Here is an 18,989-nt window from a genome sequence, read left to right as displayed (position 1 = left end):
CTCCCTTATCGTTTGTCGATGGCTTTCGCTGTATAATCTCCTGCCTGTTGTATCAATTGGACCAGCACAATCAAAATCACGACGGTGACGATCATAATGGTATTATCGTACCGGTAGTAACCAAAACGGATGGCCAAATCACCAATACCGCCGCCTCCTACGACGCCAGCCATGGCAGAGTATGCGACTAAACTGATGATGGTCAACGTCACGCCCTGGATAATGCTCGCTTTCGCTTCCGGCAGCAGAACGTCTTTAATGATCATCCACGGTGTAGCGCCTACTGCAATTGCCGCCTCAATAACTCCTTTATCAATTTCGCGGAGTGAGGTTTCCACAATCCGGGCGAAAAAAGGAATGGCCGCAACCGATAAAGAGACACTTGCCGCAATCGGTCCGATTGTCGTTCCAGTAATAAATTTAGTCAGTGGGATGAGTGCCACCAGCAAAATAATAAACGGAATTGAGCGAACGATGTTGACGACAAAACCGATTACAGAATTCACGGGGCGATTCTCCAAAAACAAGCCCCGGTCTGTGATAAACAGCAAAATCCCTAACGGCAACCCGATAATCAACGCAACAGACAACGAAATGCCAATCATCGTCAATGTTTGAAAAAATGCCGTTTGTATTTCTGGCCAAAGTTCAATTATTCGTCCCCATTCAATGCCCACTAGGAATCACCTCCACAATTGCAGACCTGCTTTCCATATACTTTAATGCGTCCATAACAGCGGACGAAGTGCCTTTCAATTCCATGATGAAAATTCCAAGAGGCCGTTCCTGAATGTATTCGATTGCCCCATGCAAAAAATTCCCTTTGATCGGGTAGTTCTGCAGAGTATCAGAAATCACACTTTCTCCTGCGACACCGCCCTTGAACAGCACTTTCACCAGTGTTCCAGTAAATTCCTTCAGAAGATGTTCGGGAACATTAAACGAAACGACACTCGAAATGAATTCCTTTGTTAAATCCTTTTGGGGATCGGCAAAGATGTCGTATACCTGTCCTTCTTCAATAACGCGGCCTTCCTGCATGACAGCCATTCGATCACAGATTTCTTTGACCACATTCATTTCGTGCGTAATCAGCACAATCGTAATGTTCAATTTGCGGTTGATGTCTTTCAGCAACCGCAAGATGGACAAAGTCGTATTGGGATCAAGCGCTGATGTCGCTTCATCGCATAGCAGCACTGCCGGATTGTTAGCCAGCGCTCGGGCAATGCCGACACGCTGCTTTTGACCGCCGCTCAGTTGGGCCGGATAAACATCACGCTTGTCGGATAGGCCGACCATTTCGAGCAGCTCTTCCACACGAGTTGAGATGCTTTTTGGAGGAGTGCCTGCAGCCCGAAGCGCAAAAGCAATATTGTCATAAACCGTTTTTTGGCTTATCAAGTAAAAATGTTGAAAGATCATGCCGATTTTCAAGCGAGCTTTCCGAAGCTGGCCCCCATTCAATTTGGTCAGATCTTTGCCATCTACTATGACACTGCCTGAGGTGGGACGTTCAAGCAGGTTGATGCATCGGATCAAAGAGCTTTTACCAGCGCCCGAATAACCGACGATGCCAAAAATCTCCCCTTTTCCAATATCCAATGAAACATTGTCCACTCCAGTGACGGTGCCATGTTTGGTTGTGTAAGTTTTCGTCAATTTCTCAATCTGTATCATAGCTTCCTCCCGCCAACAAAAAGAGGCCTCTTTCATCAAGAAAGAGGCATCGAAAAGTTTAATTTCTCGACTTATCTTCCGGAACATTTTTCTGGTTCCGCAGGACTTGGCACCTTCCCAATCGGGGGTTGCCGGACGTCATAGGGCCTACCCCTCGGTCTCTCTTGATAAGTTTAGGTTATTAGATTGAATTTTATGTTACAGGCATTACTGCAGGGTGTCAATCTGCTTTTTGAACTTTTCATACAACTTTTCGCGGCGGTCATCGAACACCGGAATCCGTTTCCGGACCTCTCCGACTTCAGCTAAATCGATTTCCACATAGCCGATGCCTTCTTCTTTTTTCATGTCCAAGCGAACTTCTCCCCATGGAGCAATGGCCATCGTGCTGCCGCCAAATTCGTTGTTCGGGTCGCTGCCGATGCGGTTTACTGCAACGATAAAGCACTGGTTTTCAATGGCGCGTGCCTGCAGCAGGATGCGCCAATGGTCAATTCGCGCTTCCGGCCATTCTGCTGAAACAAAAATGAGTTTTGCGCCGTTCAGTGCCTGGGCACGAATCCATTCAGGGAAACGGATGTCGTAGCAGATGACTCCACCGAACGCGATATTTTCCAATTCGAATAGACCGAGTGAATCTCCTTCTTCCAGATGGATATGCTCATCCATCAAGCCGAAGCGATGCGCTTTGTCATATTCTGAAACAAGCTCTCCGGTTTTATCGACAACAAACATGGTATTGTAGAAACCATCAGCCTTTTTCGTTGAAACAGAGCCTCCGACAATATTCACCGCGTGTTCTTTTGCAAAACCTTTCAGCAGTTCCACTGTGCGGTTTGTGCTGTCTGCCAAGGTTTCCAGTTCCGTCAGGGCATAGCCGGTGTTCCACATTTCAGGCAGCACAATGGTCTCAGCCCCATTACTCGCCGCCTCTGTTAAATAGTCCACAACCTGCCGGTAATTCTGTTCAGGCTCTCCAAAAGCGATATCCATCTGTACGCATGCAATTTTCATATTTTCTCCTCCAGTAGACAAGTTACCTTAAACTCTATAAGATTTGGGGTAGATGTGCAATTATTTCGAAAACAAGGAGAATCTCATGGAATTTTCAAATCGCCTGCAAAACCTGCCTACCCAATTTTTTGCTTCACTGGTCGCTAAAACGAGCAAAGCCATTGCCGAAGGACGTGACGTTATCAACCTTGGCCAAGGCAATCCCGATCAGCCGACGCCAGACCATATCATTAAAGCGCTACAAACGGCAGCGGCCGATCCAAAAACGCACAAATACTCGCCTTTTCGCGGCATTGCCGAACTGCGCCAAGCTGCAGTGGCTTTTTACAAACGCGAATACGGCGTTGATATCGACCCCGATCTTGAAGTAGCCATACTGGCTGGAACCAAAATCGGCCTGGTCGAATTGCCACTGGCCCTGCTGAATCCCAAGGACATCCTGCTGCTGCCGGATCCCGGATACCCGGATTACCTGTCTGGTGCCCCACTTGCCGACATCGGCTACGAGCTGATGCGGCTGGATCCTGAAAACGGCTATTTGCCGAACTACAGCGAGCTGCCGGAATCCGTCCGGACGCAAGCTAAACTGATGTATTTAAACTATCCGAACAATCCAACAGGCGCTATTGCCAATAAAGACTTTTTTGACGAAACTGTCGATTTCGCTAAAGAAAACGGCATTGCTGTTGTCCATGATTTTGCTTATGGAGCTGTCGGGTATGAAGGCAAAAAACCGGTAAGCTTCCTGCAATCTGAAGGAGCCAAAGAAGTTGGCATCGAGATGTATACCTTATCGAAAACATACAATATGGCCGGCTGGCGCATCGGATTTGCTGTTGGCAACTCCAAAATGATTGAAGCACTGAACTTGATCCAAGACCATTTATTTGCAGGTCTATTCCCTGCCGTCCAATTGGCCGCAGCGGAAGCATTGAGCGCCGATCAGCAGTGCGTGGACGAGCTGGTCGACCTTTACGAAAAACGCCGCAATGTCCTCGCTGAAGAATGCTCGCGCATCGGCTGGAACATTGACGCGCCAGCGGGTTCTTTCTTTGCATGGCTGCCGGTTCCAAAAGGATTTACCAGTGTGGAATTTGCCGACTTTCTTCTGGAAAAAGCCGATATTTCCGTTGCTGCAGGCAGCGGGTTCGGTGATGGCGGCGAAGGCTTTGTCCGTGTCGGATTATTGGTTGATGAAGCCCGTATCATCGAAGCGATAAACCGAATTGAAAAGTTAAATTTATTTTAAAGCACACAAAAAGACAGCTGCCCTTTAGAGGAGGCAGCTGTCTTTTTGTGTGCTGGAACAGAAACTGATGTTTCATTCTACAATTCCCACATGATTGAAAGGAGCAAGTCTGATTTTCACTTCACCCACGATCGAATCTCGGGAAATAACCCCTAAAACTCTGGAGTCCATGCTGTTTAACCGGTTGTCACCCAATACATAATAGGATTCTGCCGGCACCGTAAATTCCTTAAAATCCTCAGTCAATCGGGAAAGTCCCTGCTGCTCCGCCAGTTTTTTGTTTTTATCCAAATAAGGTTCGGCTTCAGCTTTGCCATTGACATACAATTGATCATCTTCCATGGAAATACGGTCTCCCGGAACGCCAATCACCCGCTTGATGAAATTTACTCCATTGGGTGCAGTGAACACGATCATATCAAAATTTTCTATCGAATAAATCTTCACCAGCATGACTTTGTCATCGTCTTCAAATGTAGGCATCATGGATTCGCCGTGCACGGCCACAGGTTCAAACAGGAAATGCCGGGACACCAAGACAATAAGCACGGTCAAAAAGATGACACGCATCCATGAAATCGATTCTTCTACCGGATCTTCGAACACATTTGTCCCCTCCTGCTCATCGCTTGTTTTACTCTATTATAATACGGGTTCTGCTTTGTGCCTATTTTAGGTATTTATAGTTCCGTTAACCTCTTTCCAAAAGAATAGGACAAAAAAACAGTTTCCGCTCACTTATCCCAGCTGCCGCAGTATGTTTCTGTACGATCTCTCAGCGTCTAAATCGTCAGACTTTTGAGCGTATCGCCATTTTATGTTACACTCAATAAAAAATGTAGGTGATTAGAATGGTAGGAAGAAATGATCCATGCCCATGCGGCAGCGGCAAAAAGTACAAAAAGTGTCACGGAAAACAGCAAACTGTGTCCATCAATGATTTGGTGAATGATGAACTGTTTAAAGTACGCCAGCAGTTCTTCTCGGAAAACCCGAATCAGGAACAGCTTGCCGATTTTCGTGAACTTCAACAGGAGTGGCAGCCACGCTTGATGCAATCCATGGCTGAAAACGATGCCCAGGCATTTGTAATCGAGAATTTCCTGTTCATGAAAAAACCGGAACTATGGGCAGACTTTTTAGCTAAGCAAATCGAACTTTCCCAACGCCCTTCAACTAAAGAAGTGCTTGAAAACTGGAAAGACGCAAAAGTATTCCTTGGGCAATACATTGAAGGCAATACAGAAACGGCTCAGTTCAAAGATGTCTTTACAGGCGAAACACTCAAAATGGCAGATCAGCCGCCAACAGATATGGAAAACGGACAAGGCTTGCTGGCCATCCTTCTTCCGGACTCCCGTATTGGAAAAGAAGGCGTTTTGTTCCTTAATGGCTATTTGACAGTTGTCGGAGAGTTCGCTCCATTCCTTGAGCAGCTAAAAGCACAAATCGCTGCCGACAATGGTTCAGAGGATGAAAGCTATCTGCGCGATAATTACTTGGCGGTGGTTGAACAAATCGTCAAATATTCAACTGGCAGCGTTGAAGAAAGCATCCAGCTTTCTCCCGAACACGATTCAGTGATGGCTGAACTTGATAAGCATATTGAGCAGGCAGATTTTGACGAAGAGACAATCAGCAACATTACCAGCATATTAAACAGCTATCTTGTAAGCCAGCAGCCAACTGTCCAAAAACCGGAAGCTCTTGTAGCCGGCTATTGGAGATTCCTGCAGGATCACGAACTGGTTAAAGGTCCAATGCTTTCTGCAAAAGACTTAAGCGAAAAATTTGGCGTGTCTTCAAGTACGATTTTGAAACGTTCAAAAGAGTTTGGCACGTATTTCGAAGAATTATTGGCAAAAAAATAAGTTTCAACCATTAAAGAAGGCTTTTCCTTCTTAGTGAGTTTTGAAACAGCAAAAAGGAGCAGCCTCGGCTACTCCTTTTTTTCGTTGTCTTTTCTTCGGAACGTAATGAGAATATAAAGCAGAATCCCTGAAACCACCAGAAACAAATACAAACGGATAAAGTAAATCTGAAACCATAAAGCATCGGTTAAACCGAAAATAAAATTGATCAGAGTCACAGTAGACAGCAAGACTCCTACCGCAAAAATTAGTAAGCCAGCATAACGGATCAGTTTCAGAAAAAGTTCCATTTTGATCGCCCCGTCTGAACATAAGATACTTTCCTATTCCCTTTCCGAAAAACTGCAACCACTTCTGCTGTATTTCTGTCCGATTCATGTTTGTTAATAACTCTAAGGGGAAACATAGAGAACAACAAGAAAATACCCCAAATTCCGGATTCGGAAGCAAGATGTTCCATATTCCTTTCCTTATGCACACTAACTATGCTATTGATGTGTGCTATGTGGATAAGGTATTTGAATTTTGCTGATATTCTTACTAAATCGAACTTATTAACATGTGGATAAACTCATGAAAATAGAAGGGGGCACATGATGTTTGAAATTACGCTCGACAGTTTTATCAGGATTGTGACAGTCGGTTTCCTTGCATACGTTGGACTAATTATCTTTCTGCGCATCTCAGGCAAACGGACCTTAACCAAATTAAATGCCTTTGACTTGGTGGTAACTGTGGCTCTGGGTTCAACATTAGCCACGGTTCTATTGAACAACAGCATCAGTCTTCTTGAAGGGATGACTGCATTTGCCTTATTGATCTTTTTGCAGTATTTATTCACGCTTTTTTCCGTTCATTCCAAGTGGTTCAATAATATTATTAAATCAGAACCCAGCCTGCTATTTCTCGATGAACAATTTTTGAGAAGTACCATGAAAAAGGAACGAATCAAAGAAATCGAAATCCTGCAGGCTATCCGCAACACCGGTTTTGGCTCCACCGAAAAAGTGAAAGCAGTCGTCCTCGAAACAGACGGCAGCTTATCAGTAATAAGCAGTGAACCAGGCAATGCTTTAGCAAACGTGAAATCCAAAACTGAAACAACTCAATGATAGTTTTCATTATAAAAAGGTGCATGGAATAAAACCCATGCACCTTTCTCTATTATCTTGGCGTTTTCACTCTCATTTTCCGGTGCTCGCGTCTGGCAGGAGCTGTTTCAAAAAAACGTTTTTCGCCTTCTGATTCGGCTAATACAGGCGGTACCGGTGTCGGCTTGCCATCGTCTCCCATTGCGACCATCGTCAAAAATGATTCCGTCGTCAGCTTTTCTTCGCCTGTTTGCAGATTCTTCGATTTCACACGGACATAAACCTCCATCGAAGTACGCCCGGTTGATGTAACATTCGCCTCAAGCTCCAGAACATCCCCGACACGTGCAGAAGACAGGAAATCCACTGAATCGATTGATGCAGTTACCACAACCTGGCGGCGTGCATGCTTCATTGCCGTGATTCCTGCAATTTCATCGATATAGGACAATACCTTGCCGCCAAAAATGGAGTCCATATGATTGGTGTCCGGCGGGAGCACCAACTTTGTCTGAATGGTTCTTGAATCTTTCATTGGTCTTGCTTCCATTGCCATCATTCCTTTCTCTATTGCCCTGCAGCAGTGGTTACCCAAAACAGCAGGCTTTCCTTTATAATATAATGAAATCGGAGGGATACTTTATGTCAGAGTTATTGAATATTTTAAACACACCCGAATTCCAATCAAAAGCGACCTTAAAACGACAGCTTCAGCAGCTCGGCATTGCTGCCGGAGATGCATTAATGGTCCACTCTTCCCTGAAGTCTATGGGATGGATCGCAGGAGGCGCTCAAGCGGTCGTAGAAGCCTTGATGGAAACTATTACTGAAACAGGCACATTGGTTATGCCCGCTCAGTCTGCGGACAACTCAGACCCTGTATACTGGATGGAGCCGCCAGTTCCCGAAAATTGGCATCAGCCGATACGTGACGAGTTGCCCGCATTCGACCCACATTTAAGCGGACTGCGCGGTATGGGCAAAATCGCGGAATCTTTCCATCGCCATCCATTGACGATACGGAGCCCTCACCCTTCACATTCTTTTACCGCTTGGGGCAGCCAGGCAACTGATTGGATGAGTGAACAACCCATCGATGATTCTTTCGGAGAACGATCGCCGCTCGCAAAAATGCTGCAGGCAAATGTGAAGATCCTTTTCATTGGCGTCGGCTTTGATTCGTGTACTGCTCTGCATTATGCTGAATTTGTTCAGGAAAACCGTTCTACTTCTCCGCAGGGCGCAGCAGTTTTAAAAGATGGGAATCGCGTTTGGCAGACGTACGACTGCGTCGAAATGGATTCAGACCGTTTCCCGGAAATCGCCAAAGCTTTTCCGGGCAATATTTCAAAAGGACGGTTAGGCCAGGCACAAACCCAGCTTGTGGAAATGAAGCCGCTGATCGAATTTGGCATCGAATGGCTGCACAGGCATCCGGCATCGTAACGAATAGAAAATGCCAGCGCTCCTCGAGCAGCTGGCATTTTCATGGAGTGACAATTTCATCCAACAGCCCTTCCAGGCGATCGTTGTCTTTATTAAACGAATCAACAAAAGCATTGATAATTTCTGCAGGCTCCAACACTTTTTCCCAATCCAGCCGATAACCGGCATTCAACAAAAGCTGCCGTGCAAATTCGCGGACACTGCGTCCATTGCCTTCGCGGAAAGGATGCAGTGCATTCAATTCCGACAAAAAATAAGCGAGCCGTGAAATCAGCTGATTTCGCGGCAATTCTTTCAAGTAATTCTCTGCTTTCAACTCATCAAAAATTTTCAGCAAATGCACCTCAATGTGTTTCGGGTGAGCAAAAGAAGAGGATCCTTTGGAAATCATTTCTTTCCGCAACTCCCCGGCAAATGGGTAGACGTCCTGAAGCAGATAATAATGTATGGCTAAAAATGCTTGAACATCCAGTGGATCTGCCGGCTTCTGTATCTGCAATTCCGAGAGGCGAAGCAGAGAGTAAACTTTCTCGAGATCCTTCAGTTTTTCTTCATCCTGCACATCGAACAGATTAATCAGTACATCGGTTCCAGGGTAGCAATACATCGAGGTATGCTGATACTTAGACATCGAACTTCCTTTTGATGGCCTGATGGAATTGTGCTTCCGTCCGTTCACCAGTCAATACCGACCGAACGAAATTCTCATCCTCATTTGTCACATCAAACCCTTCCGTAACTAGAGAATGTGAAGCGCAGGAAATCGCGTGATTGGCTTGTTCATGGGAAACTCGGTTCACTAATTTCGTCAACTGTATGACCACCTTTCGTATTGAAATTATACCATTTTCCCAACACGAATTCTACCTTAAACCCTTGATGCATAAAGGTTTTCCGTACTTTCTTAGCATTAATTGACATTAAAAAACCGGATGCATTTGCATCCGGTCTCTTTTAAATCTGTTCCTGCAATTCCTTGGTTTCTTCCGTGGTAAACGCTCTTGACCTGGTCAGGAAGCGTTTGCCTTCCACGCCTTCCAAAGAAAACATTCCTCCGCGTCCCGGCACAACATCAATAATGAGCTGCGTGTGTCTCCAGTAGTCGAATTGGTTTTTGTGCATATAGAATTTACTGTCTCCGATGACTCCCATCAGGATATCCTGATCCCCGATGAATAAATCACCTTCTGGATAGCACATCGGTGAACTGCCGTCACAGCAGCCTCCGGATTGATGAAACATAACAGGCCCATGCTTTTCCTTCAGCAATTGGATCAATTCAATAGCAGCATCTGTCACAATTACACGTTCGACCATTGCTATCCCTACTTTCCGGTAATCCTTAAAATACTGGCTGGATGTTCCGTGGGATCAAAAGAACCCTTGCTTGTCTTCACTGTAACTGACCAGCATATTTTTCGTCTGCTGGTAATGGTTGAGCATCATCAAATGGTTTTCACGGCCAAAGCCGGACATTTTGTATCCGCCAAATGCTGCGTGAGCTGGATATTGGTGGTAGCAGTTTGTCCAAACACGCCCTGCCTGAATACCGCGTCCGAAGCGGTAAGCGGTGTTGGTGTCGCGCGTCCAAATTCCTGCGCCAAGTCCATATAACGTATCATTGGCAATTTCAAGCGCTTCTTCTTTTGTTTTAAACGTTGTTACAGAAACGACCGGCCCAAAAATCTCTTCCTGGAAAACACGCATCTTGTTATTGCCTTCGAACACTGTCGGCTGGATATAGAAGCCTTCAGACAGCTCACCTTCCAAATGGTTGCGGTCGCCGCCGGCAAGAACCTTAGCGCCTTCCTGTTTGCCGATATCCAAATAGGATTGAATTTTTTCCATTTGCTCAGTGGAGGCCTGTGCACCCATCATCGTTTCCGGATCAAGCGGGTTGCCTGTTTTGATTGCTTTCACGCGCTTTATTGCACGCTCCATAAACTCGTCGTAAATATCTTCCTGAATCAGCACGCGGGATGGGCATGTACAAACTTCCCCTTGGTTCAAGGCAAACATGACAAATCCTTCAATTGCTTTATCTAGGAACGCATCGTCCTGATCCATGACATCTTTAAAGAAGATATTTGGAGATTTCCCGCCCAGTTCCAACGTTACCGGAATCAGGTTTTGTGAAGCATACTGCATAATCATGCGTCCTGTAGTCGTTTCACCTGTAAACGCAATTTTGCTGATGCGTGGACTAGAGGCAAGCGGCTTCCCTGTTTCAAGCCCAAATCCATTGACGATATTCAAGACTCCAGGAGGCAAGATATCAGCGATCAGTTCAGCCAATACCAGAATGCTTGCCGGCGTCTGCTCAGCAGGCTTCAAGACCACACAGTTTCCAGCAGCAAGCGCTGGAGCCAGTTTCCAAACAGCCATTAATATCGGGAAATTCCATGGAATGATTTGGCCGACAACACCAAGCGGCTCATGGAAATGATAGGCTACCGTGTCGTTGTCGATTTGGCTCAACGAACCTTCCTGTGCACGAATCGCTCCAGCGAAATAGCGGAAATGGTCAATTGCCAAAGGCAGATCGGCATTTAATGTTTCGCGGACAGCTTTTCCGTTGTCCCAAGTTTCAGCAACAGCCAACATTTCCAGGTTCTGTTCCAAGCGATCTGCAATTTTCAGCAATGCGTTGGCACGTTCTGTTACCGAAGTTTTGCCCCAACCGTCTTTTGCCGCATGAGCCGCATCCAAGGCCAATTCGACATCTTCAGCTGTAGAACGGGCAATTTCTGTAAACTTTTTGCCGGTTACTGGCGAGACATTGTCAAAATACTGCCCTTTGACCGGTGCTTTCCATTCCCCATTTATAAAGTTCTCATATCTGTTTTTGAACGTAACTTTTGATCCTTCTGTGTTTGGAACTGCATAGACCATTCCCATCTCTCCCTTTTTCTCATTTACTGTTATGTACGCGCTTACATTATTCTGCAAAAAACCGTGGCGCATCAATAACAGCTTCCCTTCTATATTGTCAAACTAATCTAAAAAATGCAACTATGAAACAACTATATTTTTTATTCACTCTGCTTGTTCATGTATAATAAGAGCGACACCAGGAAATAAGGAATTGAAAGGAATCTACTATGCGAATCAATAAGTTTTTAAGCGAAACAGGAATCACGTCCCGGCGCGGAGCCGATAAATTTATCGAGGCGGGGCGTGTAACCATCAATGGACAGCCCGCTGAGCTCGGCAGCAAAGTCGAAGCCGGAGACCAAGTTCATGTGGACGGCAAACTCATCGAACAGCCCAAACAGCAATATGTCTACTTGGCTTTAAACAAACCCGTGGGGATCACCAGTACAACTGAACGGCATATTGAAGGCAACATTGTCGATTTCGTCAATCACTCTGAACGTATCTTTCATGTTGGACGCCTCGACAAAGATTCAGAGGGCCTTATCCTTTTGACCAACGACGGCGATATCGTCAATGAGATTCTGCGTGCTGAAAATGAACACGAAAAGGAATATATCGTCAAAGTCGACATGCCGATCACGGAATCCTTTCTGGCAAAAATGGAAGAAGGGGTGGAAATCCTTGACACCAAGACGCTTCCAGCGAAAGCGGACAAGCTTTCAACTTACACCTTCAAGCTAACATTACGGCAAGGTTTGAATCGCCAGATCCGCCGCATGTGCTCGGCACTTGGCTACGAAGTTCGGAATTTGCAGCGTGTCCGCATCATGAATATCCTGTTGGAAGACCTGCCTGTCGGTAAATGGCGCGATTTGACTGAAGCAGAACGCAACGAGCTCTTTAAACAACTGGATTACACACCAAAACGCTGAGGAGGACATTGTTATGCTGACCATGAAAAGTACGCCGAACCATACAGGTGTTAAAATAAGCGGTGATTATTTCGATTTGGATGAGCTGAACCAGGCCATCTACCGGGTGATTGGCCAGGAAGACCAGTATTATGGCTACGAAGGGTCGCGGATGCGGATTCTTGGGATTTCCTACGAAATTCGCCATGCCGCCCAAGGAGACCGCAACGTGGACTTCGTATTTAATGGACTGCACGAACATACAATGAAGCAGCACAAGTTTATCGCTCCTGATAAAAATATTTATTTTTCCACTGAAGTGCTTTGGCCAGAATTGATTTATGCCGCCATCGCCTTAAAGGATTTTGTGAAATTTTACCAACAAGATAAAGAAGCCCCTCTTTGGGATGTCCACTTGCCAGTCATTTTCCGCTTTCAGTCGTTGATTCTCGACTGCCTGCAAGGACATATTCCCAAGGAAGAATTCGAACTGATTGTGAAAGCCTTCAATCAGCCCGTTACGGTGAATGACTACGCAATTCAATACGTAGACCTTTTGAACTTGAAATACATCGCCATGACCAAACAGCAACGGGAGCAAAGCCTATCCGCTATTGCCATGAAACTCGCCGTGCAGGACCAGGACTATACAGCATTTCGCAACCAAGTCCTTGCCGCGGCTACACCACACAAAAAACCAATTCACGAAATTACCGTACAGGCCGAATACCCGGAAGACTTTGAATGGTAAAGAGAAAAGCAGAAGCGCCCGGGTAGGTCCGACGGGCATAAGATGTTCTGGCGAAGCGGCGTTCTTTGCCGCACAGCCAGAGCAGCTTATGACCCTAGGACCTGGGCGCTGGAGTCTGGACAACGAGAAAAGCGCAAACTGCACATCTCCACATAAAAAAGCTCACGCTGACGATGCGTGAGCTTTTTTCATGGAGTAATCTGCAATACCAATAAGTCGCTCGGTTCGATTGCAGTCAAGCTATGTTTTTCTTTCGGATTCATGTGCAGAATATTATCAGGCGCTGCTTCCACCGTCTGCCCTTCTACAACAAATGAAACTTTTCCGCTTCGTACGATGATAAGGACATCGGCCATCGAATCATGCTCCGCAATTTTCTCTCCCTTTTGCAATTGCATATTGACGACTTGGGTCTTATTGAAATTTAAAGCTTTTTGGATATGCTTATTTTTTTCACCCAATAGATAGGGAGTTTCAATTAATTCCATCTCTTCACCTCTTCTTTTTTCAAACCATACACCCGCCAAAGCCAAAAGAAAAGAAAAAGTGCATCCATTATTGTTCGCACAATAGTGGATGCACTCGTTGTTGCTTACTCGCCAGTCATTTCGTCAACTTTATCCTGATTGTTGTCGATCCATTCCTGGGCAACTTCTTCAGGCTCTCCGCCTTCTTCAATCTTTACAATCATTTCTTCTACGTCATCAAGTGAAATACTCCAGTTGCTCAAAAACTCATAAGCTTCCGGCGCATTGTCTTTCAACTCCGTGTTTGTGATGACTTCAACAGATGAAGTTTCAAAGAATCCTTCTTCATTAGTCAATACTTTCAAATCAAATTTATTGAACATCGTGTGGGGTCTCCAGCCGTAAAAGATAACCGGTTCTTCCTGAGCCATCAGCTTCTGGGCTTGAGCAAGCATGCCGCCTTCTGAAGAACTCACTTGCGTCATATCAAATCCGTAAGCTTCGATGATCTCATCACTTTCTATTGTGGCGCCTGCTCCAGCTTCAATGCCGTAAAATTCATTATCAAATTCGCCTTCGCGCCCTTCCAGGTCTTCAAGAGAATTGATGTCTTCCATATATGTTGGGACTGTCCAGCCAGTTTCTGCTTCCGGATAGCTTACAGAAGTGCTTTCAATATCGCCTTCGTATTTGTCCAGGTAGTTTTGGTGCATCGGCACCCAAGCATCCATGAACACATCAAGGTCTCCACGGGACAATCCAGTATAAACGCTTCCAGCATCTGCATTGGTTTCTACTACTTCATAACCCATATCCTGCAGTATCAAGCCGGCAATTTTCGTTGGCGGTACAGTGCTTGTCCATGGTGTTACGCCAAAAGTGATTGTTTGCTGTTCAGCACCAGCAGTGCCTTCTTCTGTTTCTTCCGTATCAGAACCGCAAGCCGCCAAAACGGCGACCATCAATGCAACCATTGCTAAGAATAAAATCTTTTTCATTTTTCATTTCCCCTTTTGTTTTTATTTTTTATTTTTCCGTACCAGCCCTTGGGTGATCCGGTCCATAATAATTGCCAGCACGACGATTCCTAAACCGCCTGTCAGGCCAAGGCCTACATTTACAGTAGAAATCCCTTCTAATACTACCGAGCCCAGACCTGGCGCTCCAATCATCGATGCAATAACTGCCATCGATAGTGCAAGCATCATTGTCTGATTAATCCCCGCCATGATAGAAGGCAACGCCAAAGGCAATTGAACTTTATACAACAGCTGCCATTTGGTCGAACCAAAAGCTTTCGATGCTTCCACAACATCCGCCGGCACTTGCTGAATCCCGAGCGTTGTCATACGGACTGCTGGAGGTGTTGCAAATACGAAAGTGGCAATGACAGCCGGGACATTGCCAAGGCCGAATAACAGAATGGCTGGTATCAAATAAACAAAGCTAGGCAACGTCTGCATAAAGTCCAAGATTGGCCGCACAATGCTGGCCATCGTTTTATTGGTTGCTGCCAATATGCCAAGCGGAATCCCGATAATCACTGAAATCAGCGTGGACACGATGACAATTGCGACTGTCTGCATCGCTGCTTCCCATAAATCGACAGATCCCAGATAAAGGCTGCCCAACAGCGCGAACAGTGCCAGCCCTTTTCCTGAAAACTTCCAGGAAATGATGATTAAAATCAGCACAAGCAATTCTGGAGGAGCTGCAATCAATAAGTCTGTTACTCCGTCCACAAAGGTTCGAAGGCCTTCACTAATACTGTCAAAGAACTCGCCTGTTACCGGCAAGAGCCACTCGTCTACAAAGCGATTAGTCCACTCTTCCAAAGGAAGTGTAAAATAATTCATGGCGCAGTCACCTCATTTTTTCCTAAGACTAAGCCGGACAGAATGGAAACCCGTGATACGATTCCAAGCAATTTCCCATTTTCAACCACTGCCAGTGGATATTTCGCTTCGACAGCTACACCAAAGAGGTCATTTAAAGGGGTTTCTGGAGAAATTTCGTGAATGTCTTCGATCAATACGTTTTCAATCGGCAAATTTTCTTTATATGCATTGATGGCATTATCAATTGTCAGCAGGCCTTTGAAGTTATTGTCTTTGTCGACAACAAAGATGCTTGAAGCTCCCGCTTCTTCCATTTTCCGGACGGCTGCCAAAGCACCGCTTTTGTCTGCCATATGAACTGCCGGTTTTTTCATGACGTGAGAAGCCATCAGCACTTTCGAACGGTCTACATCCTTGACGAAATTCGAAACATATTCATTCGCTGGATTTTCAAGGATTTCATCGGCTGTGCCCACTTGAACAATTTCACCATTTTTCATGATGGCGATGCGGTCTCCCAGTTTCAGCGCTTCGTCCAAATCATGCGTGATGAACAAAATTGTCTTCCCTAATTTGTTTTGCAGGTTCAGCAGTTCATCCTGCATTTCTTTGCGGATCAATGGATCAAGTGCACTGAATGCCTCATCCATAAGAAGAATGTCCGAATCGTTAGCCAGGGCACGTGCAAGACCTACACGCTGCTGCATTCCCCCACTCAACTCTTTAGGGTAGCTGTTTTCATAACCGTGCAAGCCAACGTCTTCAATGGATTGCTGGGCGCGTTTGTTGCGTTCTTCTTTTTTGACTCCCTGAATTTCAAGTCCGTACGCAACGTTCTGCAAAACGGTCCGGTGTGGAAACAATCCAAACTGTTGAAATACCATCCCCAGTTTTTTCCGTCTCGTTTCAATCAGTTCGTTTTTTCCCATCTCGACAATATTTTGGCCATCAATCAGCACTTCACCCGAAGTCGGTTCGATCAACCTGTTCACTAAGCGGATCAATGTTGATTTCCCGCTTCCGGACAGTCCCATGATGACAAAAAATTCACCTGCTTCTACTGAAAAAGAAGCTTGGTTAACCCCAACTGTCATACCGGTCTCCGCTAAGATGCTTTCTTTTTGTTCACCGTTCATCAGCCTCTTCAATCCTTGTTGTGGATGAGAACCGAAAATTTTGGTTAAGTTATTCACTTCTATCTTTTTCATCGACATGCTCCTTAATTTATTATTGCAGGATCGTTAAAAACCGATCCTTCTGCCTGCCTGTTTTGGCATTGGCAACTCTTTATGCAATACGCTAAGTGCTTCTATTGTTTCGCCAACCGCTTGCGGAAATGGGGCAGGTTTGCCTTTTGCTGTATCCATGCCCATCCACATCTGCTCACTGGTCGCAACCAGCTCTTCAGCGGAGTTTGTCATTGAAAGAAAGGTATGCAGCCTTTTGGCATCGCTATCCAGCAACTTGAATTCAATCGACAGTTTTTCATGTTCATGCACTTCTTTCAAGTAGCACAAATGCGTTTCGAGCGTAAAAATTGTGTAATTGCAACGAGAGCGGGCCGTTTCATCCAGGCCCAGAGAATCGATAAAACTATCTGCTGCCTGGCTGAATACTTTTGCATAAGCCGCGTCATTCATATGGCCGTTGTAATCAACCCATTCGCTGACAACCCGTTCTTTGTGTATTAAAGATGATTGAGCCATTTTGCCAACCCCCTTTCAACAATTTATTGTTTGACAACCACTTTTTCTGTTGCTGTAGTTTCGGGCCAATAGGATTCTACTAAATCTAGCAGTTCAACCAAAAAGGCGTTGCGTTTTTCTTCCATTTCAGCAATGGTTGTGTCACCTGCATGCGTTTCGCAGCCGGTAATCACTTTTTCTTTCAATTCATCTGTTAGTTCAGGGGCTTCCAGTTTGGTCCATGGCAATTTCAATGTTGGCCCAAATTGCTCAAGCATATGGCGCATCCCTTTTTCTCCACCGGCAAGATGGAAGGTTAGGAACGGCCCCATCTGAGCCCAGCGGAGGCCAGCTCCGTAAATAATAGCCGCATCCACTTCTTCAGTCGTTGCAACTCCGTCATTCACTAGGTGCAAAGCTTCACGCCACAAAGCTTCCATCAACCGGTCAGCGAGATGGCCTTCAATTTCTTTACGGATAATCAAAGGCTTCATTTCTATACTGGCGTAAAAGTTTTTGGCGCGATCCATGACGGCGGCGCTGGTTTCCTTACCGGCAACCAGTTCAACCAGCGGCAAAATATATACCGGGTTAAACGGATGGGCTACGATTAAGCGTTCAGGATGCTTCAGCCCTTCTTGCAGCGTGCTCGGCATAATGCCCGATGTACTCGATCCAATAATGGCTTCCGGTTTGGCGTATGCATCAATGCTCGCCAGTACAGATTTTTTCAAATCTTCGCGTTCCGGGACATTTTCTTGAATCAGATCTGCTTCGCAAACTGCCTCTTCGATAGTTGGCATAAATGTCAGACGGTTTTGAGCCGCTCCATCTGCCAGACCTATTTTCACCAAAGACGGCCATGCTTGGTCGATGGCTTTTTGCGTCCGTTGCTCTGCACCTTCTGCTGGATCAAATGCGATTACATCAAAACCCTGTGCCAGGAAACGGGCGATCCAGCCGTTTCCAATGACGCCGGTTCCGACAACGGCAATCTTATTAATTTGATGTATTTTATTGTCCATTATTATTGCCTCCGTAAGGATTGTTCAGTTGGAAGTGGACGCGCGCTTCTTGCGGCGTCATCACTTCAATATTCGCAGCATGCAATTTTGATACGGCTTGGTCGACAAGCTGTTCATTGCGTGCAAAAATCCCTTTTCCTAAATAAAGATTATCTTCAAGCCCTACACGGACGTTCCCGCCGTTTTGTGCAGCCATTTCCAAAATTGGCATCTGCATGCGGCCGATGCCAAAAGCTGACCAATGTGCATTATCGGGAAGACGGTTTTTCATATACTGTATGGTTTCTTCATCAGCGTCTGCGCCCCACGGAATGCCAAGGCAAAATTGGAACATTGGATCGCCATCAATCAACCCTTCAGCGATCAATTGCTTGGCAAATCGAAGATGTCCGGTATCAAAGCATTCCAGCTCTGGTTTTACACCGCTTTCCTGTATCAGCTTTGCCTGTTCACGCAGCCAATCAGTCGGACTCATGTAGACCATGTCGCCGAAGTTTACGCTGCCGCAATCCAAAGTGCACATTTCCGGGAGCAAGCTGCCAACCGGTTCATGCCGTTCTTTAGGTGTTTGCATATCTGTGCCTTCGCCGCCTGTTGAAGGATTCGAGAGGTTCGGAATAAAGTCTCCCCCTCCTCCCGAGGTAATGTTTATGATTACATCCGTTTCTGATTCCCGAATGCGTTCAATGATTTCGCGGTAATGGTCCAAACTGTGGCTAATGCCGCCCGTTTTGGGATTGCGTGCATGAACGTGGGCAACAGTGGCTCCGGCTTTTGCCGATTCAATGGCCGATGCTGCGATTTCTTTTGGCGTCACAGGTACGTATTGATTTTTAGCAGCAGTATCTCCTGCTCCTGTTACTGCGGCTGTTAATAAAACTTTTTGCGTCATTTTATCTCTCCTGTAAAATTTTAGGCATATGTACTCATTCAAGTTTCGTTTTTATTGCATATAATAATTAATTGTTTTTTCGCACGTTTTAAACTGTACCATCCAGACGGTAATGTTTCAAGGTGATTTCCCGCATAAAGTTAATACAGTCGTAGCAAATTGCTGATTTATCCTATGCCTCTAGGCTTTCCT

Annotated in this window: 23 protein-coding genes and 1 riboswitch; of the genes, 6 read left to right on the top strand and 17 right to left on the bottom strand. The window is 45.6% G+C overall.

The window, feature by feature from the left end; all coding sequences use genetic code 11:
- Positions 1–5: 5 nt before the first annotated feature.
- The 3 genes from QOZ98_RS04055 to QOZ98_RS04045 form a co-directional block, all read right to left on the bottom strand.
- Positions 6–677, bottom strand: coding sequence for a methionine ABC transporter permease (locus tag QOZ98_RS04055; RefSeq protein WP_308786227.1), 672 nt, complete (start codon positions 675–677; stop codon positions 6–8).
- Positions 667–1,680 (bottom strand): methionine ABC transporter ATP-binding protein, encoded by a 1,014-nt coding sequence (locus QOZ98_RS04050; protein WP_308786226.1) that lies wholly within the window; start codon positions 1,678–1,680, stop codon positions 667–669. Before QOZ98_RS04050 ends, QOZ98_RS04055 begins: the two co-directional genes overlap by 11 nt.
- 68 nt (positions 1,681–1,748) lie before the next feature.
- A riboswitch (SAM riboswitch) is annotated at positions 1,749–1,854 on the bottom strand.
- A 33-nt stretch (positions 1,855–1,887) separates the two neighbouring features.
- Positions 1,888–2,694 (bottom strand): carbon-nitrogen family hydrolase, encoded by an 807-nt coding sequence (locus QOZ98_RS04045; RefSeq protein WP_308786225.1) that lies wholly within the window; start codon positions 2,692–2,694, stop codon positions 1,888–1,890.
- Between the two features lie 85 nt (positions 2,695–2,779).
- On the opposite strand from QOZ98_RS04045, the gene QOZ98_RS04040 reads away from it, so the two are divergent.
- The gene (locus QOZ98_RS04040; protein ID WP_308786224.1) at positions 2,780–3,943 is read left to right on the top strand and encodes a pyridoxal phosphate-dependent aminotransferase; all 1,164 of its coding nucleotides are present in this window, start codon (positions 2,780–2,782) and stop codon (positions 3,941–3,943) included.
- Positions 3,944–4,015: 72 nt separating this feature from the next.
- Here QOZ98_RS04040 and lepB read toward each other — a convergent pair whose 3' ends face one another.
- Positions 4,016–4,549 carry a signal peptidase I gene (gene lepB, locus QOZ98_RS04035; RefSeq protein ID WP_308786223.1) on the bottom strand — a complete coding sequence of 178 codons (534 nt, stop codon included), beginning with the start codon at positions 4,547–4,549 and terminating at the stop codon, positions 4,016–4,018.
- A gap of 245 nt (positions 4,550–4,794) precedes the next feature.
- Between lepB and QOZ98_RS04030 the strand changes: the two genes are divergently transcribed.
- Entirely contained in the window at positions 4,795–5,814 is a 1,020-nt protein-coding gene (locus QOZ98_RS04030; RefSeq protein WP_308786222.1) for an SEC-C metal-binding domain-containing protein, read from the top strand.
- A 68-nt stretch (positions 5,815–5,882) separates the two neighbouring features.
- Here QOZ98_RS04030 and QOZ98_RS04025 read toward each other — a convergent pair whose 3' ends face one another.
- Complete coding sequence (locus QOZ98_RS04025; RefSeq protein WP_308786221.1) at positions 5,883–6,104, bottom strand: hypothetical protein; 222 nt, start codon at positions 6,102–6,104, stop codon at positions 5,883–5,885.
- 306 nt (positions 6,105–6,410) lie between these two features.
- On the opposite strand from QOZ98_RS04025, the gene QOZ98_RS04020 reads away from it, so the two are divergent.
- Positions 6,411–6,926 (top strand): DUF421 domain-containing protein, encoded by a 516-nt coding sequence (locus QOZ98_RS04020; RefSeq protein WP_308786220.1) that lies wholly within the window; start codon positions 6,411–6,413, stop codon positions 6,924–6,926.
- 52 nt (positions 6,927–6,978) lie between these two features.
- Here the strand turns inward: QOZ98_RS04020 and QOZ98_RS04015 are convergent, their stop codons facing one another.
- Positions 6,979–7,455 (bottom strand): acyl-CoA thioesterase, encoded by a 477-nt coding sequence (locus tag QOZ98_RS04015; protein WP_308786219.1) that lies wholly within the window; start codon positions 7,453–7,455, stop codon positions 6,979–6,981.
- Positions 7,456–7,547: 92 nt separating this feature from the next.
- Here QOZ98_RS04015 and QOZ98_RS04010 point away from each other — a divergent pair, with 92 nt between their 5' ends.
- Positions 7,548–8,351, top strand: coding sequence for an aminoglycoside N(3)-acetyltransferase (locus QOZ98_RS04010; RefSeq protein ID WP_308786218.1), 804 nt, complete (start codon positions 7,548–7,550; stop codon positions 8,349–8,351).
- 40 nt (positions 8,352–8,391) lie between these two features.
- On the opposite strand, the gene QOZ98_RS04005 is transcribed toward QOZ98_RS04010, so the two are convergent.
- From QOZ98_RS04005 to adh, 4 genes are all read right to left on the bottom strand, one after another.
- Positions 8,392–8,982: a Fic/DOC family protein gene (locus QOZ98_RS04005; RefSeq protein ID WP_308786217.1), complete on the bottom strand. Its 591-nt coding sequence runs from the start codon at positions 8,980–8,982 to the stop codon at positions 8,392–8,394.
- Positions 8,975–9,163 (bottom strand): hypothetical protein, encoded by a 189-nt coding sequence (locus tag QOZ98_RS04000; RefSeq protein WP_142826824.1) that lies wholly within the window; start codon positions 9,161–9,163, stop codon positions 8,975–8,977. The genes QOZ98_RS04005 and QOZ98_RS04000 overlap by 8 nt, the downstream gene beginning before the upstream one ends.
- A gap of 142 nt (positions 9,164–9,305) precedes the next feature.
- Positions 9,306–9,668, bottom strand: coding sequence for a DUF779 domain-containing protein (locus QOZ98_RS03995; RefSeq protein WP_308786216.1), 363 nt, complete (start codon positions 9,666–9,668; stop codon positions 9,306–9,308).
- A gap of 54 nt (positions 9,669–9,722) precedes the next feature.
- Positions 9,723–11,243 carry an aldehyde dehydrogenase gene (adh, locus tag QOZ98_RS03990; protein WP_308786215.1) on the bottom strand — a complete coding sequence of 507 codons (1,521 nt, stop codon included), beginning with the start codon at positions 11,241–11,243 and terminating at the stop codon, positions 9,723–9,725.
- Between the two features lie 209 nt (positions 11,244–11,452).
- Here adh and rluF point away from each other — a divergent pair, with 209 nt between their 5' ends.
- Positions 11,453–12,160, top strand: coding sequence for a 23S rRNA pseudouridine(2604) synthase RluF (gene rluF / locus QOZ98_RS03985; RefSeq protein WP_308786214.1), 708 nt, complete (start codon positions 11,453–11,455; stop codon positions 12,158–12,160).
- A gap of 13 nt (positions 12,161–12,173) precedes the next feature.
- Positions 12,174–12,890, top strand: coding sequence for a DUF6904 family protein (locus tag QOZ98_RS03980; protein WP_308786213.1), 717 nt, complete (start codon positions 12,174–12,176; stop codon positions 12,888–12,890).
- 188 nt (positions 12,891–13,078) lie between these two features.
- Here the strand turns inward: QOZ98_RS03980 and QOZ98_RS03975 are convergent, their stop codons facing one another.
- From QOZ98_RS03975 to QOZ98_RS03945, 7 genes are all read right to left on the bottom strand, one after another.
- Positions 13,079–13,378, bottom strand: a complete 300-nt coding sequence (locus tag QOZ98_RS03975; protein ID WP_308786212.1) for an AraC family ligand binding domain-containing protein — start codon at positions 13,376–13,378, stop codon at positions 13,079–13,081.
- A gap of 104 nt (positions 13,379–13,482) precedes the next feature.
- Complete coding sequence (locus QOZ98_RS03970; protein WP_308786211.1) at positions 13,483–14,355, bottom strand: glycine betaine ABC transporter substrate-binding protein; 873 nt, start codon at positions 14,353–14,355, stop codon at positions 13,483–13,485.
- Positions 14,356–14,376: 21 nt separating this feature from the next.
- Complete coding sequence (locus QOZ98_RS03965) at positions 14,377–15,213, bottom strand: ABC transporter permease (RefSeq protein ID WP_308786210.1); 837 nt, start codon at positions 15,211–15,213, stop codon at positions 14,377–14,379.
- The gene (locus tag QOZ98_RS03960) at positions 15,210–16,403 is read right to left on the bottom strand and encodes a quaternary amine ABC transporter ATP-binding protein (protein ID WP_308786209.1); all 1,194 of its coding nucleotides are present in this window, start codon (positions 16,401–16,403) and stop codon (positions 15,210–15,212) included. The genes QOZ98_RS03965 and QOZ98_RS03960 overlap by 4 nt, the downstream gene beginning before the upstream one ends.
- A gap of 33 nt (positions 16,404–16,436) precedes the next feature.
- Positions 16,437–16,901 carry a thioesterase family protein gene (locus QOZ98_RS03955; RefSeq protein ID WP_308786208.1) on the bottom strand — a complete coding sequence of 155 codons (465 nt, stop codon included), beginning with the start codon at positions 16,899–16,901 and terminating at the stop codon, positions 16,437–16,439.
- 23 nt (positions 16,902–16,924) lie between these two features.
- Complete coding sequence (locus QOZ98_RS03950) at positions 16,925–17,905, bottom strand: L-carnitine dehydrogenase (RefSeq protein ID WP_308786207.1); 981 nt, start codon at positions 17,903–17,905, stop codon at positions 16,925–16,927.
- Positions 17,895–18,797: a BKACE family enzyme gene (locus QOZ98_RS03945; RefSeq protein WP_308786206.1), complete on the bottom strand. Its 903-nt coding sequence runs from the start codon at positions 18,795–18,797 to the stop codon at positions 17,895–17,897. The genes QOZ98_RS03950 and QOZ98_RS03945 overlap by 11 nt, the downstream gene beginning before the upstream one ends.
- Positions 18,798–18,989: the final 192 nt, after the last annotated feature.

The sequence above is a fragment of the Planomicrobium stackebrandtii genome, assembly GCF_030814955.1.
Taxonomy (GTDB): domain Bacteria; phylum Bacillota; class Bacilli; order Bacillales_A; family Planococcaceae; genus Planococcus; species Planococcus stackebrandtii.
The sequence above is the reverse complement of the archived record's forward strand: the minus strand, read 5'-3'. Positions and strand labels throughout refer to the sequence as shown.

Bases quoted from the DNA above. Each gene is read 5' to 3' on its own strand.
- QOZ98_RS04030 (WP_308786222.1), top strand. From the start codon at position 4,795: ATGGTAGGAAGAAATGATCCATGCCCATGCGGCAGCGGCAAAAAGTAC.
- QOZ98_RS04015 (WP_308786219.1), bottom strand. From the start codon at position 7,455: ATGGAAGCAAGACCAATGAAAGATTCAAGAACCATTCAGACAAAGTTG.
- QOZ98_RS03995 (WP_308786216.1), bottom strand. From the start codon at position 9,668: ATGGTCGAACGTGTAATTGTGACAGATGCTGCTATTGAATTGATCCAA.
- QOZ98_RS04050 (WP_308786226.1), bottom strand. From the start codon at position 1,680: ATGATACAGATTGAGAAATTGACGAAAACTTACACAACCAAACATGGC.
- QOZ98_RS03960 (WP_308786209.1), bottom strand. From the start codon at position 16,403: ATGAAAAAGATAGAAGTGAATAACTTAACCAAAATTTTCGGTTCTCAT.
- QOZ98_RS04040 (WP_308786224.1), top strand. From the start codon at position 2,780: ATGGAATTTTCAAATCGCCTGCAAAACCTGCCTACCCAATTTTTTGCT.
- QOZ98_RS03970 (WP_308786211.1), bottom strand. From the start codon at position 14,355: ATGAAAAAGATTTTATTCTTAGCAATGGTTGCATTGATGGTCGCCGTT.
- adh (WP_308786215.1), bottom strand. From the start codon at position 11,243: ATGGTCTATGCAGTTCCAAACACAGAAGGATCAAAAGTTACGTTCAAA.
- QOZ98_RS04020 (WP_308786220.1), top strand. From the start codon at position 6,411: ATGTTTGAAATTACGCTCGACAGTTTTATCAGGATTGTGACAGTCGGT.
- QOZ98_RS03975 (WP_308786212.1), bottom strand. From the start codon at position 13,378: ATGGAATTAATTGAAACTCCCTATCTATTGGGTGAAAAAAATAAGCAT.
- QOZ98_RS03950 (WP_308786207.1), bottom strand. From the start codon at position 17,905: ATGGACAATAAAATACATCAAATTAATAAGATTGCCGTTGTCGGAACC.
- QOZ98_RS04005 (WP_308786217.1), bottom strand. From the start codon at position 8,982: ATGTCTAAGTATCAGCATACCTCGATGTATTGCTACCCTGGAACCGAT.
- QOZ98_RS03965 (WP_308786210.1), bottom strand. From the start codon at position 15,213: ATGAATTATTTTACACTTCCTTTGGAAGAGTGGACTAATCGCTTTGTA.
- QOZ98_RS03980 (WP_308786213.1), top strand. From the start codon at position 12,174: ATGCTGACCATGAAAAGTACGCCGAACCATACAGGTGTTAAAATAAGC.
- QOZ98_RS03945 (WP_308786206.1), bottom strand. From the start codon at position 18,797: ATGACGCAAAAAGTTTTATTAACAGCCGCAGTAACAGGAGCAGGAGAT.
- QOZ98_RS04045 (WP_308786225.1), bottom strand. From the start codon at position 2,694: ATGAAAATTGCATGCGTACAGATGGATATCGCTTTTGGAGAGCCTGAA.
- QOZ98_RS04010 (WP_308786218.1), top strand. From the start codon at position 7,548: ATGTCAGAGTTATTGAATATTTTAAACACACCCGAATTCCAATCAAAA.
- QOZ98_RS03955 (WP_308786208.1), bottom strand. From the start codon at position 16,901: ATGGCTCAATCATCTTTAATACACAAAGAACGGGTTGTCAGCGAATGG.
- QOZ98_RS04025 (WP_308786221.1), bottom strand. From the start codon at position 6,104: ATGGAACTTTTTCTGAAACTGATCCGTTATGCTGGCTTACTAATTTTT.
- rluF (WP_308786214.1), top strand. From the start codon at position 11,453: ATGCGAATCAATAAGTTTTTAAGCGAAACAGGAATCACGTCCCGGCGC.